17 protein-coding genes and 1 pseudogene are annotated in these 13,797 nt (G+C 70.5%); 11 read left to right on the top strand and 7 right to left on the bottom strand.

The window, feature by feature from the left end:
* Positions 1-778 (bottom strand): annotated as a pseudogene (locus ABD908_RS23765) (PGRS repeat-containing protein); the annotation flags it as partial.
* Between the two features lie 345 nt (positions 779-1,123).
* Between ABD908_RS23765 and ABD908_RS23760 the strand changes: the two are divergent.
* From ABD908_RS23760 to ABD908_RS23750, 3 genes are read left to right on the top strand one after another with little or no spacing between them, the layout of a single operon-like run.
* Positions 1,124-1,612 carry an XRE family transcriptional regulator gene (locus ABD908_RS23760; RefSeq protein WP_345000697.1) on the top strand — a complete coding sequence of 163 codons (489 nt, stop codon included), beginning with the start codon at positions 1,124-1,126 and terminating at the stop codon, positions 1,610-1,612.
* A gap of 48 nt (positions 1,613-1,660) precedes the next feature.
* Positions 1,661-2,173 (top strand): hypothetical protein, encoded by a 513-nt coding sequence (locus ABD908_RS23755; protein ID WP_345000695.1) that lies wholly within the window; start codon positions 1,661-1,663, stop codon positions 2,171-2,173.
* Positions 2,164-3,285: an MAB_1171c family putative transporter gene (locus tag ABD908_RS23750; protein ID WP_345000692.1), complete on the top strand. Its 1,122-nt coding sequence runs from the start codon at positions 2,164-2,166 to the stop codon at positions 3,283-3,285. Before ABD908_RS23755 ends, ABD908_RS23750 begins: the two co-directional genes overlap by 10 nt.
* Before the next feature lie 133 nt (positions 3,286-3,418).
* Here ABD908_RS23750 and ABD908_RS23745 read toward each other — a convergent pair whose 3' ends face one another.
* The 4 genes from ABD908_RS23745 to ABD908_RS23730 all read right to left on the bottom strand — a co-directional run bounded on the left by ABD908_RS23745 (position 3,419) and on the right by ABD908_RS23730 (position 6,187).
* Positions 3,419-4,177 carry an SDR family oxidoreductase gene (locus ABD908_RS23745; protein WP_345000690.1) on the bottom strand — a complete coding sequence of 253 codons (759 nt, stop codon included), beginning with the start codon at positions 4,175-4,177 and terminating at the stop codon, positions 3,419-3,421.
* Between the two features lie 60 nt (positions 4,178-4,237).
* Positions 4,238-4,951 (bottom strand): TMEM165/GDT1 family protein, encoded by a 714-nt coding sequence (locus tag ABD908_RS23740; RefSeq protein ID WP_345000688.1) that lies wholly within the window; start codon positions 4,949-4,951, stop codon positions 4,238-4,240.
* Positions 4,952-5,311: 360 nt separating this feature from the next.
* Positions 5,312-5,914 carry a superoxide dismutase gene (locus tag ABD908_RS23735; protein WP_345000686.1) on the bottom strand — a complete coding sequence of 201 codons (603 nt, stop codon included), beginning with the start codon at positions 5,912-5,914 and terminating at the stop codon, positions 5,312-5,314.
* 144 nt (positions 5,915-6,058) lie between these two features.
* Positions 6,059-6,187: a hypothetical protein gene (locus tag ABD908_RS23730; protein ID WP_345000684.1), complete on the bottom strand. Its 129-nt coding sequence runs from the start codon at positions 6,185-6,187 to the stop codon at positions 6,059-6,061.
* 186 nt (positions 6,188-6,373) lie between these two features.
* Between ABD908_RS23730 and msrA the strand changes: the two genes are divergently transcribed.
* The 8 genes from msrA to ABD908_RS23690 all read left to right on the top strand — a co-directional run bounded on the left by msrA (position 6,374) and on the right by ABD908_RS23690 (position 12,042).
* Positions 6,374-7,036 carry a peptide-methionine (S)-S-oxide reductase MsrA gene (msrA, locus tag ABD908_RS23725; protein WP_345000682.1) on the top strand — a complete coding sequence of 221 codons (663 nt, stop codon included), beginning with the start codon at positions 6,374-6,376 and terminating at the stop codon, positions 7,034-7,036.
* Between the two features lie 168 nt (positions 7,037-7,204).
* On the top strand, positions 7,205-7,621 hold the full coding sequence (locus ABD908_RS23720) for a hypothetical protein (protein WP_345000680.1): 417 nt from the start codon (positions 7,205-7,207) through the stop codon (positions 7,619-7,621).
* Positions 7,618-8,049 carry a DUF2752 domain-containing protein gene (locus ABD908_RS23715; RefSeq protein ID WP_345000678.1) on the top strand — a complete coding sequence of 144 codons (432 nt, stop codon included), beginning with the start codon at positions 7,618-7,620 and terminating at the stop codon, positions 8,047-8,049. The genes ABD908_RS23720 and ABD908_RS23715 overlap by 4 nt, the downstream gene beginning before the upstream one ends.
* Before the next feature lie 58 nt (positions 8,050-8,107).
* Positions 8,108-8,989: a S49 family peptidase gene (locus tag ABD908_RS23710; RefSeq protein WP_345000676.1), complete on the top strand. Its 882-nt coding sequence runs from the start codon at positions 8,108-8,110 to the stop codon at positions 8,987-8,989.
* Positions 8,990-9,165: 176 nt separating this feature from the next.
* Positions 9,166-9,528, top strand: coding sequence for a rhodanese-like domain-containing protein (locus ABD908_RS23705; RefSeq protein ID WP_345000674.1), 363 nt, complete (start codon positions 9,166-9,168; stop codon positions 9,526-9,528).
* Positions 9,528-10,355, top strand: coding sequence for a DUF4328 domain-containing protein (locus tag ABD908_RS23700; protein ID WP_345000672.1), 828 nt, complete (start codon positions 9,528-9,530; stop codon positions 10,353-10,355). Before ABD908_RS23705 ends, ABD908_RS23700 begins: the two co-directional genes overlap by 1 nt.
* Positions 10,356-10,362: 7 nt before the next feature.
* On the top strand, positions 10,363-11,124 hold the full coding sequence (locus ABD908_RS23695; protein ID WP_345000670.1) for a glycerophosphodiester phosphodiesterase: 762 nt from the start codon (positions 10,363-10,365) through the stop codon (positions 11,122-11,124).
* An 18-nt stretch (positions 11,125-11,142) separates the two neighbouring features.
* Positions 11,143-12,042, top strand: a complete 900-nt coding sequence (locus ABD908_RS23690; RefSeq protein WP_345000668.1) for a DUF5926 family protein — start codon at positions 11,143-11,145, stop codon at positions 12,040-12,042.
* Here ABD908_RS23690 and ABD908_RS23685 read toward each other — a convergent pair.
* Positions 12,039-12,731, bottom strand: coding sequence for a TetR/AcrR family transcriptional regulator (locus tag ABD908_RS23685; RefSeq protein WP_345000666.1), 693 nt, complete (start codon positions 12,729-12,731; stop codon positions 12,039-12,041). The two genes, ABD908_RS23690 and ABD908_RS23685, sit on opposite strands and share 4 nt — an antisense overlap.
* A gap of 28 nt (positions 12,732-12,759) precedes the next feature.
* A partial coding sequence (locus ABD908_RS23680) for an LCP family protein (RefSeq protein WP_345000664.1) occupies positions 12,760-13,797 on the bottom strand: 1,038 nt, incomplete at its 5' end.

Below are 13,797 nucleotides of genomic sequence, written 5' to 3'. Positions count from 1 at the left end.
GGGCGTGGTGTGCGGGGGCGTGGTGTGCGGGGGCCGGAGCTCCCGCGGCACCGCCCGCACCTGCGCCGCCACCTACCGCGGGGGGTGCGGCGCCCGCTCCGGCCGGCGCAGCCGGAGATCCGACGGTTCCGGGCGAGCTGGAGCCGGAGGAGCCCGAGTCGGACGCGTGGGCAGTCCCCCCGGTGCTCCCGGTCTGGCCGCCCCCGCCGCTGGCGCCGCGGTTGCTGATCGGTGCTCCGGGCGAGCCGGGAACGCTGCCGGACCCGGCGTGGTTGCCCGTGATCGCGCTACTGCCGGTATCACCGGTGCTGCCGAGCTCGCCGCCGGTACCACTGGTTCCGGTGCCGAGTCCGCCTCCTGTGCCGGAGGTACCGCCGCCGAGCCCGCTCCCGCCGCCGGGGGTACCGCCGCCGGTACCGCCGCCACCGGTACCGCCACCGCCGGGGCCGCTGCCGCCACCCAGGCCGCTGCCGCCACCGAGTGCGTGCTCGCCTACGGCGAACAGGGACGACCCGGCGCGTGCTGCGCTGCCCGCGATCGTCGAGCCGATCGTCCCCGCGGAGCCCGCCGCGCCGCCGAAGCCGGAACCCGATCCGCCGAAGCCCGAGTGGCCGCCGAAGCCTGACGCGCCGAAGCCCGAGCCGCCGAAGCCCCCGCTGCTCGAACCCCCGCTGCTCGAACCCCCGCCCGGCCCGCTGTGCCCGGAGCTACCGCCGGTCGAACCGCCGTGCCCAGAGCCGCCTCCGCCACCGAAAAATGCGGGTACATCGGCCGACACGCCAGTCCCTGGTGTGTAATCTGCAACAGGTTGTGCCATGGTGGGTGCCGCGGGCACGATGGCGCAGAATGCGGCAGCACTGAACGCCGCACCTGCGACAACGCGCCTCCGGCGCGGGGCGCGGCGCTGCGATTCGGTCAAAGTGGTACCTCTCATGAGTTGTTCTGGCCTCGGTTGTCAAAATATACCTGAGGGCACATCGGCATTCCCTTATCGCAAAGGGAATGTGGCGGCTGGCAAACTACGCTACAGTGGACACAACCTAGGTCGATAATCTCGACTGCGGTGTGAGGTGCCTTGGGATCAGAGAGGTGGCACATGTCGGACATCCACGAACACGAGCCGATGAACGGCGGCGAGTTCGACGGTGATCAGATCCTCGTCGGGCAGGGGCTGTTCGCCAGCCGGCTCGAGGAGTTGTTCCGGACCGTCCCGGGGCCCAACGGTCGGGCGTTCACCGCCAAAGCGATCGCTCAACGCTCCACGGCGCTCGGCTTCCGGCTGGGGGAGTCGTACCTGAGCCAGTTGCGCTCGGGCAAGGCGAAGTCACCCTCGTTCCGCACCGTGGAGGGGATCTCCGCGGCGTTCGGGGTGGACGTGCACTACTTCCTCGAGGACGAGGCCGCTCAGCGCACCCGCGACCAGATCCACCTCATGCGCCTTCAGGCTGACACCAAGGTGCAGATGGCGGCCTTCCGGCTCGCCGGGCTGTCCGGTGACTCCGTGAACATGGTGAACGAGCTGATCAAGGTCCTCCGGGTACAGCAGGGGCTGCCTGCCGACCCGCCGGAACTTCCCGTAGACTCTCGCGAGGCGGAGGGTGCGGACAGCTAGTCCCCTGGGACCCCTTCGCTGGTGACAGCTTCATCGGCGAGGAGGCGGATGCGGACTCCGAAGTCGCTGCGTCGGCTGTGTGAGCGCGAGTTGAAGAGTCTCGAGCTCGACCTGCCCTTCGACGCCGTGCAGATGTGTCAGCGCTACGGGGAGCAACGCGGTCGACCGATCGCGGTGCTCGGTCATCCCATGCCCGCCGGCGCGCCGAACGGCGTGTGGCTGGTCGGTGAGGACGCCGACTACTTCTTCCACCAGGCCAACACGACCCGTGTACACCGCGACCAGATCATCATCCACGAGTTCGGGCACCTGATCGCCGGACATCAGCTGGTGGATCCGTCTGATGCCGCCGACGGCGCGGGGGACATGCCCGCCGAGGCGACGGCCGACGCGCTCCACCGCACCTGCTATGACGATGGTCGCGAGTGGGAGGCCGAGATGATCGCATCGATCATCCTCGGTTGGGCTGCCGAGGCCAACGCGACCGCGGGCTCGGCGGCCAGGCATTCGAGCCTTCGCGGCATACAACGCGCGCTGGGGGGCCACGCCCGGTGGTTGTGAACGTCCTCAACGTGGTGGGCGTCGCGTTCTTCACTCTGGTTCTGTGCTGGCGCATCCACAGACTGATCCGCGCACGCGAAGGCGTGCAGGCCATCGCGATGACTATCGCGATCGGCGCGCTGACGCTGTCCCCGCTGTTGCTCAACCGCACGTTCGGGAGGCTCGCCGACGGCATCACCGTCGTCGGCTTCTCCCGCGTCGCCGGGTACGCCCTGATCGTCCTCGGCGTCGCAGCGATGGCCGTGACCTTCTTCTACGGCCCCACCGAGTCGTCCCGGCAGCGCCGGGCCGGATTCGAGGCGATCCCGCTGGTGGTCGCCGTCGTCGGGCTCTCACTGGCGATGACGGTGACGCCCCGCGCCCTGCGCACCGCCGCGCTCAACGCCCTCACGGTCCGTGAGGTGGGGCTCGCGGTGTTCTTCGTCGTGGCCGGCGGATATCTGGTGTTCGGGCTCGCCGACTGTGTGTTCTCAGTCACCCAGCTCATGCCGTTCTCTCGCGGTTATCTCACGCGTTCGCTGCGGCTGATCGCCGCCGGCATGGCGGGCGTCTCCGTCGGCTCCCTGCTGCAGGTCGTATTCATCGTGGTGAACTTGCTGCACGTCGCGTCGCTGCCGCCGGTGCTGACGGTGTCGCGGATCGTGATGATCGTCGGGGTGCTGCTGTTCATCGCGGGGATCTGCTACCCCGGCGTGCGCGGCCTGGTCGTCTCCGCCCGGTACCGCAATCTGCACCGGCGCAACTACCGACGTCTGGGCCCCCTGTGGCGGGAGCTGACGGGTGCGCTGCCCGGCATCGTCCTACCGGTCGACCGGCGTGGCTGGCGTACCGACGTGCATCTCGTGTACCAACGTCGGGTCGTCGAGATCCGGGACGTCCTGGTACAACTCAGCCCGATGCTGCCCGACGACTTCGGGAGTCTGGGCGCCGACCTCGATGTCGCCGTGCTGCGCGCCGCGATAGCGGTCTACCGGGAGGCGGGAGGCGCGACCGGCGAGACCCGGATGGTGCTGCCGCCCGAGGGGAACACCGTGGACGACGACGCGGCGCCGCTCCTGCTCCTCTCGGACCAGGTAGCGGCCGCCTCGCCGGCGACGGTGCCGTCGGCCTGACAGCGGAGCCCGGGACTACCTCGGCGCCATGCCTGATCTTGTGCGCTCGAGGTGTGACCGGGCGGAGCACGGGACTACCTCGGCGCCATGCCTGATCTTGTGCGCTCGAGGTGTGACCGGGCGGAGCCCGGGACTACCTCGGCGCCATGCGCAGCGCGCCGTCCATGCGGATGGTCTCGCCGTTGATGTAGTCGTGCTCGGCGAGGAAGAATGCGAGCTGCGCGTACTCCTGCGGCTCGCCGAGGCGCTGCGGGAACGGGATCCCGGCCTCGAGGGTCTTCTTGAACTCGTCCGTGACGCCCGCCAGCATGGGGGTGTTGATGGTGCCCGGGGCGATGGTGTTCACGCGGATGCCGAACTGCGCCAGGTCGCGGGCCGCGCAGATGGTCATCGCGTGCACTCCGCCCTTCGATGCCGCGTAGGCGATCTGGCCGATCTGGCCCTCGAACGCGGCGACCGAGGCGGTGTTCACGATGAGGCCGCGCGTGCCCTGCTCATCGGCGGTGTCCTGCTTGCTCATCTGGTCTGCGGCCAGGCGCAGCACGTTGAACGTGCCCACCAGGTTGACGTTGATGATCGTCTTGTACAGATCCAGGCTGTGCGGGCCCTTCTTGGACAGGATGCGGCCGGCGGTGCCGATGCCCGCGCAGTTGACGGCGACGCGCAGCGGCCCGGCCTCCGCGGCGGCGGCGACGGCCGCGACGACCTGGCCCTCGTCGGTGACGTCGGTGGGGACCAGGGTGACGCCGGGTACCGCGGACGCCTTGTCGATGGACTGCTGGAGGTCGAGGCCGAAGACGGAGGCACCGGCCTCGGCGAATCGCTTGGCGGTCGCAGCACCCAGCCCGGAGGCGGCGCCGGTGACGATGACGGAGGACCCGGAGACGTCCACTTGTCTGTACCCCTTTCGTGTGACGCGGGCCGCTTCGTCGCCCGTGTCGTCACCGTCACCCTAGTGAATGGGGATGCCCGCCTCGTCCGGGACCTCGGCTGCGGCGATCCGGGCACTGCGGGCGCGCCACACCAGCGTCAGCCCCACGAGGCAGACGGCGGCGATCGCCGCGGCGAGTACGGTCACGGCGGTCGTCGAGTGCAGGCCGGTGAAGGCCTCGGTGAGGGTCCACACCGCGAATCCGAAGAACAGCAGCGTGGCACCGACCGACAGCGCCCGCTCGGGGATCCGGTGCCCGGCCAGGGCGCCGACGACGATCGCCAGCGCGCCGGCCAGCACCATGCCCACGGTGGAACCGAGCCACACTCCGACGGCGTCGTGGCCGGTCGCGAGGGCGACGGTCGCCAGCATCGTTCGATCGCCGAGCTCGGCGAGCAGGAACGACGAGGTGATCACGAGGAATGCGGAGCGGCTGCCGACGGGCTCGCTCTGCTCGTCCTCGTCGTCGGGTCCCTCGCCGCGCCAGGTCCAGAAGGCGAACGCCAGCATGGTGAGGCCGGCGATGACGGGGATGAGCCCGGCGGGGATCGTGTCGCCGAGGGTGCCACCGACCACGACGGACACGAGCTGGATCAGTGCGGTCGCACCGGTGATCGCGGCCAGGACCACCCACCAGCGATACCGGACGGCGAACGTCATCGCCATGAGCTGGGACTTGTCGCCGAGTTCTGCCACGAACACCACGACGAATCCGAGGGCGACTGCGGTGAGCATGTGCGAGACCTCCCGGGTAGACGTGTGCCACACGGCCCCGACTGTCGGACCGCGCGATGGCACAAAAGTCTCGTCCACCGGTGTGTCGACCGCGCGATTGTGGGCTACTCCCCTTCGTGCGCTATCGACACTACCGGTGGGTAGGTCGTGCGCGCAACCCGGATTATGATGAATGTGCCGCTGCACCAATAGTTTTGGCGAGCCTGGTGGCGCCGGCGTGGCTGACCGCAGAGCGCGGATCAGGCGAACCCAACACGTGTGCACGGGTTGCCGCAGAGTCGGCGACGGCCGCCCATCCGCCGGTGCGGATGGACGGCCGTGGCCTGCGTACGGGTGATCAGCCCTGTCGCGTGGGTGGTGTCAGCCCTTAGCGGCGGCGTAGCGCGCCGCCACGTCCGGCCAGTTCACGACATTCCACCAAGCCTTGACGTAATCGCCCTTGACGTTCTTGTACTGCAGGTAGAAGGCATGCTCCCACATGTCGAGCAGCAGCAGCGGGGTGAGGCCCACGGAGATGTTGCCCTGCTGATCGGTCAGCTGCTGGATCACCAGCCGCTGGCCGATGTGGTCGTACGCAAGGATGGACCAGCCCGACCCCTGCAGGGTGAGCGCGACCGCGTTGAACTGCGCCTGGAACTTGTCGAAGCCGCCGAACTCGGCGTCGATGGCCGCGGCCAGGTCGCCCACCGGCTTGTCGCCACCGTCGGGCGACATGTTCTTCCAGAAGACCGAGTGGTTGGTGTGGCCGCCCAGGTGGAAGGCCAGGTTCTTGCTCAGCAGGGGGGCCTTGGTGGCGATACTGCCGTCCTCGCGGGCCTCGGCGAGCTGAGCGATCGCATCGTTCGCACCCTTGACGTACGCCGCGTGGTGCTTATCGTGATGCAGCTGCATGATCTCGCCGGAGATGTAGGGCTCCAGGGCGCTGTAGTCGTAGTCGAGATCCGGAAGGGTGTATTCAGCCACGGGTTGCCTCCTGTCGCGGGCGCGCCTGCGCCCACTGATGTGTGATCGGTCGTACCAACCCAGCTTTTCTTATCTGGAATGGTTCCGCAATGAGCTACACGGAATGCGTATGAAGCGGGGTTGAGGTTTGCGCCGACGCCGTGCTCAGGACAGTGCGATGATCACGACGAGCACCGCGAGCGCGACGGCGCACCACAGTAGGGCCCGCATCAACGAGTGGTTCAGATGCACGACGTTGCTGTCGGCCGAGCCGTGGCGGCGTTCGTATGACACCTGTCGCGCCCCTCTCTCGTATCGCCTCGTCTGTCCAGCCTGCGTGGCGGGTCTCACCTGTGAATGAGGTCACACCGCCGCGGTTGTGATGACGATCATAGACGCCCGTCCCGGATCGGCGACCGGGCGGGCTGCCCGACGGTGGCGACGGGGCGTGGGCGAGGGTTCCGGCGTAGCGTTCCTGGTATGTCGTGGTTCGAGGACGTCCTGCGCAGCCGGTCCGACAAGACGCGCATGATCACGCCTGACGAGGCGCTTCCGGGACGGGACACCCCGGTACTCGCGCCCGGGGCTGTTCACTTCGTCAACGGTCACCCGCTGCAGCCGCCCTTCCCGGACGGACTCGAGGCGATCGTGCTGGCGGGCGGGTGCTTCTGGGGGATCGAGGAGATCTTCTGGGGGGTGCCGGGCGTGTACACGACGGCCGCCGGATACGCGGGCGGGGTCACCCCGAATCCCACGTACGAGGAGGTGTGCACCGCGCGCACCGGCCACGCGGAGTCGGTACTGGTGGTGTTCGACCCCGCGGTGGTGTCCCTGGAACGGCTGCTCGCGGTGTTCTGGGAGAGTCACGACCCCACGCTGGGGATGCGGCAGGGTAACGACGTGGGCACGCAGTACCGCTCCGCGGTGTTCGCCACCAGCGAGGCGCAGCTCGGCGGCGTCGAGGCGACCGCCGAGCACTACGCGCGCCGTCTGGCCGCGGCCGGGATCGACGACCCGATCACCACCGAGATCGGCCCGCTCGTCCGGTTCTACTGGGCGGAGGACTACCACCAGCAGTACCTGGCGAAGAATCCGAGCGGGTACCGCTGCCACGCCGCCGCCGGGGTCGCATTCGACGGTTAGGGCGTTTTGTCGATATATGTGCGATCGGTAATATGCTGTGACGAATACAATACGACGCTCAGTCGTGGCGTGACGACCTGGGGAAATGCGCGACCGTGCGATAGGTCGACGCGGCTCGCCTATCGCTGATGCTTGGATCGGCGACCGTCCTCCTGGATAGTGGTGGTCATGACCGGAATGAGCACCAAGGCCGGCGTCACCCGGCGACCTCGGGTGAGCGATCCGGCCCGGCGGGTACGCACCATCGTCGCCGGCCGCCAGACCCGCACCGACATCGCCGTCGCCACCACCCTGCTCGGCGTGTCCGTGATCGCCACCCTCCTCAACCTGATGTTCGCCGCTGCGGCGTTCCCGGGCCTCAACCGCTGCGTGGGCGGCGCCTGCGGTGATCACGCCTTCGACGTGATCACCCTGTCGCTGATCGTGTCCCTGGTCGTGGGTACGACCTTCGGGTTCCACGCCGTTCTCAAGCTGCTCAGCCGTCGTAACGCGTGGTTGTTCGCACTGGCCGACGCCGTGGTGTCGATCGCGTGCGTCGTCCTGGCCGTGGCCCTCGGGTCCTCGGGGATACCCTGGATCGCGTGACCGTCCACACCCGCCCCGTCGGCGCCCGACCCACGCGCGGGCTGTGGGCGGCCGCGGGCCCGCTGCTCACGGCTGCCGGGGTGAGCGCGGTCACCGTCGGTCTGTACTTCCGCGACCCGCACGTGCACGGCAGCTGGGGCCTGTGCCCCCTCTATGCGGCGACGGGGATCTACTGCCCTGCCTGCGGAGGTCTGCGCGGTGTGAACGACGCGGTGCACGGACACTTCGCTGCGGCCGTCTCGTCGAACGCCCTCCTCGTTCCGTTCGCGGTCTGGGCCCTGTGGGCCTGGGGCGCGTGGCTGGCCGGTGCCTTCGGGCGGCGGATCGCCGGCCCGCCGATGTCCCGCGCGTGGCTGATCGGGGCCGGCATCGTGACGGTGGCGTTCACCGTGGCCCGCAACCTGCCCGGTTCGCCGCTCGCGCCGTAGGTTCGACCGGCCCGCGTCCGTCCCACGTCGCGGGCGCCGCCGTCGGTACGGTCGGTGCATGACTTCGATCGTTTCCGACCTGCAGGACGCCGCGCAGAACGCGGTCCACAGGGCCAAGACCGTGCTGGGCCGAGAGACCGGCGGCGTGATCCCCGTGGTGCGCCTCGAGGGGCCCATCGCCGCGCAGTTCGGGCGTGGCAGCGCGCGGGGCAGCCTCAACCACACCCAGCTCGAGAGTGTTCTCAGCCGCGCGTTCAAGACCGAGGACGCACGCGCCGTGGCGCTCGCGATCAACTGCCCGGGAGGCTCGCCGGCGCAGTCCGAGTACCTGGCCCTGCGGATCCGGCAGCTCGCCGAGAAGCACGATCTGCCGGTGCTGGCGTTCTGCGAGGACCTCGCGGCCTCGGGCGGGTACTGGCTCGCCTGCGCGGCCGACGAGATCTTCGTGGCGACCACGTCGCTGGTCGGATCCATCGGCGTGATCTCCGCGGGCTTCGGCGCCGTGGACCTGCTGGGCAAGGTGGGACTCGAGCGGCGCGTGTACACGGCGGGTGACGCCAAGCACCGCCTCGACATGTTCGAGCCGGTGCGTGACGCGGACGTCGAGTGGGTGCACGGGATCCAGGCGGATCTCCACACGGCGTTCATCGCCTGGGTGCGCGAGCGCCGGGGTGAGCGGCTGGCCGACACCCCCGATCTGTACACGGGCGAGGTGTGGATCGGGGAGAAGTCCGTCGCGCTCGGGCTGGCCGACGGTGTCGGAACGCTGCGATCCGTGCTGGTCGAGCGCTACCCGGACGCATCCATCCAGCTGATCCACACGCCGAAGCCGCTGGTCGCGCGCCTGATGAGCGGCGGATCCGCGGCGGTCGGCGACGCGCTGGCCGGGGCGGTGACCGCGCTGTCGGACCGGGGCATGTGGGCGCGCTACGGCCTGTGAATGGACGTGCCTGTCCACGACTGGTCATATCCACAGCCGTGGTCATTACCGCTGATCGGCGGTCTTTCGGACCGACCTCAAGCTGTGGATGACCCTGTGGAAACTGTGGATCGATTTCGACGTCTATCCACAGAAGTGGCGGGCGTCACGTCTCATGGGCGTGCCACACTGGTCACATGAACGCTCCTTCCGGACCCGGGGTGCCTGCCGCCGACGTGCCCGATCCTGCGGAGATCCTGCTGCTCGACGTTCGGGAGGACGACGAGTGGGCTCGGGGCCACGCGCCGGGTGCCGTCCACATCCCGCTCGGCGACCTACCCGCCCGGCTCGACGAGATCGAGTACGACCGCGACCTCTACGTCATCTGCCACGGCGGCGGCAGGTCGGAGCGCGCCGTGCGGTACCTCGAGGTCAACGGGATCGAGGCGGTGGCCGTGGACGGCGGCATGATCGCCTGGGTCGGCGCCGGCCGGCCGGTGGTGACCGACGGTGGCCAGGAAGGCCCGCCCGGCACCGTCCCGGGGACGGGCGGGCGCTGATGCCGGGACGGGGACGCGCCCTCCCCCCTGGGTACCGCCTGCGCTGGACCGCGCGTCGCCCGCCGGAGACACTGCCGCCGCCACCGTCGCCGCCCATCCCGCAGCGGCCGACCCCGCGCTACGCATACCTCCCGCGCTGGGGCCTGCGGCAGGACTTCACGCCTCCCCTCGCCGTGCGCCCGGTCGCCACGGCCCGCTGGGCCGCGTCGATGCCCGCCGTGCTGTGGGCCGCCGTCGCGATCCTCCTCATCGCCGCAGCGACCGAGGTGGCGACTTATCTCCTCTTGATGCTCAACCGCACCCGCCTCGTGCCGGGCTGGTCCGCGATCGCCGTCGACGGTGCCGCCCTGCTGGCCGGGGTCCTCGCCTGGGCGGCGGTGGCCGCCGCCGCACTCGTGCTCGGCTGCTGGCTGGTGGAACAGCGCCGGTCCGCGTACGCGCGACTGGACCAGCAGGACCCGCGCCCGGCGTGGCATGTCGTCGCCGGGTGCGTGGTGCCGGTGGTCGGCTTCGTCTCCGCCCCGCTGCTGCTGCTCGAACTCCTGCGCACACGCGACCGCGCGGACGGCCTCCGACTGTTCATCCGCTGGTGGTGGGCGGGGTGGATCGTCCTCACTATCGTCACGGTGGGGTGCGTGGCCTGGTGCATGGTGGGCGGTGACCTGCAGCACACGGCCGACGGTGTCGCGTTCACCGCGGTGGTGGACGTGCTCGCCGCCGCGTTCCTCGCCGGTACTCGGGTGCTGGCGGCGCGCCTGTCCGACGCCCGTCCGACCGGGGAGACCGCAGACGAGACGGGGACACGGTGGGTGCTGGCCGATCGATGAGGGCGGCGTGATCGGCCGCGCGCCGTGCATAGTGGCGCACCGCGGCGCCAGCGGCGATCACGCCGAGCACACCATGACGGCATTCGAGGCGGCGGTCGCAGCCGGCGCCGACGCCATCGAATGCGACGTGCGCCTCACCCGCGACCAGCACCTCGTGTGTCTGCACGACCGCACCGTCGAGCGGACCTCCGACGGCACGGGAGCCGTGTCCGAGCTCGACCTGGCCGACCTGCGCGCCATGGACTTCGGGTCGTGGAAGGCGGGGGTGCCCGCCACCGTCGTCACCCTGGACGAGCTGATCGAGCTCACGACGGGCGGGCCCCGCCGGGTACAGCTGTTCGTCGAGACCAAGCATCCCGTGCGCTTCGGCGCGCTCGTCGAGCAGAAACTGGTCGCGACGCTGCACCGCCACGGCCTCGCCGATCCCGGCGCCTCCGATCACCCCGTCACCGTCATCTCGTTCTCGGCGTCGGCGGTGTGGCGCATCGGGCGCAACGCTCCGCAGATCCCGACCGTGCTGCTGGGCGAGGCGTCCCACCTGCTGGGCGGTGGCGCGGCGACGGCCGTGCGTGCGCACGGCATCGGCCCGTCGATCACGTCGCTGCGGGAGCGGCCCGACACCGTCGCCAAGGCGCGGGCGGCGGGCCGGTCCACCTACTGCTGGACCGTGGACTCCGAGACCGACTTCGCGATGTGCTGCGGCCTGGGTGTCGACCAGATCGCCACCAACCACCCGGCGCGCGCCCGCGCCTGGCTCGCCACCGGCTGACCGGTACGCTGGCGCCCCATGGGCAGAAGAGAACGCAACGCCACCCCCCGTCCCGGCGGCAACCGTGCCGAGAAGCTGGCCGCCCGGCGCGCCCGGATCGCGGACACCTCGTCCGGGACCTCCCGCCCGTTCGCGGGACTCGCCGCCGAGTGCGACCTGATCGCCCTGCGGAACTTCGTCTCGTCCGCTACGGCGAAGCTACCGCTCGCGGCTGCCGACGCCCGCGAGGTGCGCGTCGCGACGGTGCTGCCGGGCGCCTCGCAGGCGCTGGCCCGGCGTGAGGGCGACGCCGTGGTCGGCTACGCCGCACTGCAGACGCAGGCGCAGGGCGGCGACCCCGCGTCCTGCCTCGCGGGTGCCGTCGAGTTCGCCGCTTCGGCCGCCGCAGGCGACTCCCTCGCCGATGTGCGCAGAGGCGACCTGACCGCACTGCTCACCGCGGACGCCACCCTGGACGTCACCGTGCACACCTCGTTCGACTGGTGGATCGCCGAGGGCGTGCAGCCCGACCCACAGACGGCCGAGCTGGTGCAGAACGCCAACTCGTTCGTGCAGCCCGCCGCCCGGCTCGACGCGGGCGTGGTGGGCGCGCCGTGGTGGGCCGACACCGGCTCCAAGGCGCACGTCCGCTGGGTCCACCCGGCCGACGAGGACGAGTTGATGAGGGCGCTCGCGCGGGTGCACGCGGCCGGTGGCCTCACGCTGGGCGAGGGCTCGCGGTTCGCGGGCTCGTTCCGCGCAGACGGTGTCCTGGTGCCGGTCTTCGACGTCGACCGCGAGTCGCATCCGAACGAGTGGGTGCCCGGCACCGTCGCCCTCGGGGAGCGGCTGACCGAGGCGCTGGCCGACGACTCCGAGCTCACCGCCGAGCAGCGGCGCTCGCGGGACGGCATCCGGGGCCGGCAGGTGTCGATCTAGGGCGAGGGATCGGTGTCGGATCCCGGGATCGCGGCGCTCAAGAGGTCGCGGAGCGTTCGGCGCACGTCGTAGGCCGCGGTGGCCGCGGTGTAGAGCGGGATCGTCGCGGACAGGTCGGCCATGTCGGCGGCACCGGCCGGCGGGGTTGCGTCGCTGTCGAACCAGGCTGGGACGTTGCGCGCCGCGCGCGCCGCGACGCCGGACCGCACGATCGCCTCGCCCAGCACGATCCGCCACACCCCCTGCGCCGCATCGATGCAGGCGGCATGGTCTGCGCCGAGCGTTGCCGCGGTTCGGAAGAAGTCGTCGAACAGGCGACCGGTGTGGGTGTCGAGGGCCTCGTTGGCGGCCAGCACGTCCACCACCCATGAGTGGGCCGTGAGGTGGTCGACCACGGCGACACCGATCTCGACGAGGCGCTCGCGGGGCTCGTCCGGCAGCTCGACGTCGGGTGTGTCCCACGCCTGGTGCTCGAGGACCGCCCCGAGGAGGTCGTTCTTCGAGTCGAAGTAGTGATAGATACCCATCGGGCTGATGTCGAGCTTCGCGGCAAGGGTTCGCATGCTGAACGCGCTCGGACCGGCAGTGGAGAGGATCTCGGCGGCGGCGGCTACCACCTGCTCGCGATTGACCTTGGGCGGCCGTCCCTTCCGCGGGGGCCGCGCGTTCCCGCGAGACGACTGTGTCACGGTGTCCAGCCTACTCGGCGCACGCTGCTCATCCGGGTCCCGAGGTCAGCAGGTCGGACGGTACCGGCCGGCCCGCGCGGATCAGGGCGAAGAAGCGGTCGGTGCTGGCACCCCACACCAGCGCCTCGCCGTCATCGGTGTCCTCGTTGCCGTCGGTGGGGGTGGTGACGGTGATGGGGGACGACTTCAACGCCCAGGCGAGCCGGATGATGTCCCAGATGTGGGTGCCGTTGTCCACGGTGAGGCCGTCGACCGCGCCCTTGGTGACGCCCCACAGCGCGAACGGGTCGATCAGCGTGCTCGGCGAGGTCACCTTGTGCATCAGCGCCGCCAGGAACTCGCGCTGGTGCACCACGCGCTCGAGGTCGGCCGCGGGGAAGTGGCGGGAGCGCACGTAGCCGAGCGCGGTCCTGCCGTTCATCGTCTGGCAGCCGGCCTTGAGCCGGATGCCCGCCTCCGGGTCGTTCAGCGGTGCGTCCAGGCACATCCGGATGCCACCCACCGCGTCCACCATGTCGGCGAACCCGCCGAAGCCGATCTCGGCGTAGTGGTCGATGTGCACCCCCGACTTGGTCTCGAACGTCTTCTCCAGCAGCTGCGGGCCCCCGAAGTAGTACGCGGCGTTGATCTTGTAGTCGCCCTGCCCCGGGATCGGGACGTACAGGTCGCGGGGGATCGAGATCAGCAGCGGCTTCCCCGACCGCGGGATGTGGACCAGCATGATCGTGTCCGTCCGGCCGTTGCCTAGATCGCCGCCTGTCGAGTACTCCTTCTGCTGCGCGGCGGTCATGCCCTGCCGCGAGTCGGAGCCCACGATGAGCCAATTGGTGCCCGGGGTGTCGGCGGGCCGGCCCGCGTAGTCCACCAGCGCGTCGACGCGGTGCAGCTTCGTGTCGAAGTAGGCGCCCCCCGCAACCAGAGCGATCACCGACACCACGATCAGCAGCAGCACTGTGCGCACGATCGGCACGCGGCGCAGGTGTAGCCGGCGCCGCGGCCGCTGGGGTTTCGACGGTGCCGGCGCCACGGCCGGCTGTGCGGCGGCTGTGCCGCCGCGACCCGCTCG

Origin of the sequence: Tsukamurella soli, from assembly GCF_039541155.1 — a bacterium.
Taxonomy (GTDB): Bacteria; Actinomycetota; Actinomycetes; order Mycobacteriales; family Mycobacteriaceae; genus Tsukamurella; species Tsukamurella soli.
This window is presented reverse-complemented; position numbering and strand designations above follow the sequence as displayed.

Coding starts and splice junctions, on each gene's coding strand:
- msrA (WP_345000682.1), top strand. CDS start 6,374: ATGTCGTGGTTCGAGGACGTCCTGCGCAGCCGGTCCGACAAGACGCGC.
- ABD908_RS23755 (WP_345000695.1), top strand. CDS start 1,661: ATGCGGACTCCGAAGTCGCTGCGTCGGCTGTGTGAGCGCGAGTTGAAG.
- ABD908_RS23690 (WP_345000668.1), top strand. CDS start 11,143: ATGGGCAGAAGAGAACGCAACGCCACCCCCCGTCCCGGCGGCAACCGT.
- ABD908_RS23740 (WP_345000688.1), bottom strand. CDS start 4,951: ATGCTCACCGCAGTCGCCCTCGGATTCGTCGTGGTGTTCGTGGCAGAA.
- ABD908_RS23720 (WP_345000680.1), top strand. CDS start 7,205: ATGACCGGAATGAGCACCAAGGCCGGCGTCACCCGGCGACCTCGGGTG.
- ABD908_RS23760 (WP_345000697.1), top strand. CDS start 1,124: ATGAACGGCGGCGAGTTCGACGGTGATCAGATCCTCGTCGGGCAGGGG.
- ABD908_RS23700 (WP_345000672.1), top strand. CDS start 9,528: ATGCCGGGACGGGGACGCGCCCTCCCCCCTGGGTACCGCCTGCGCTGG.
- ABD908_RS23705 (WP_345000674.1), top strand. CDS start 9,166: ATGAACGCTCCTTCCGGACCCGGGGTGCCTGCCGCCGACGTGCCCGAT.
- ABD908_RS23710 (WP_345000676.1), top strand. CDS start 8,108: ATGACTTCGATCGTTTCCGACCTGCAGGACGCCGCGCAGAACGCGGTC.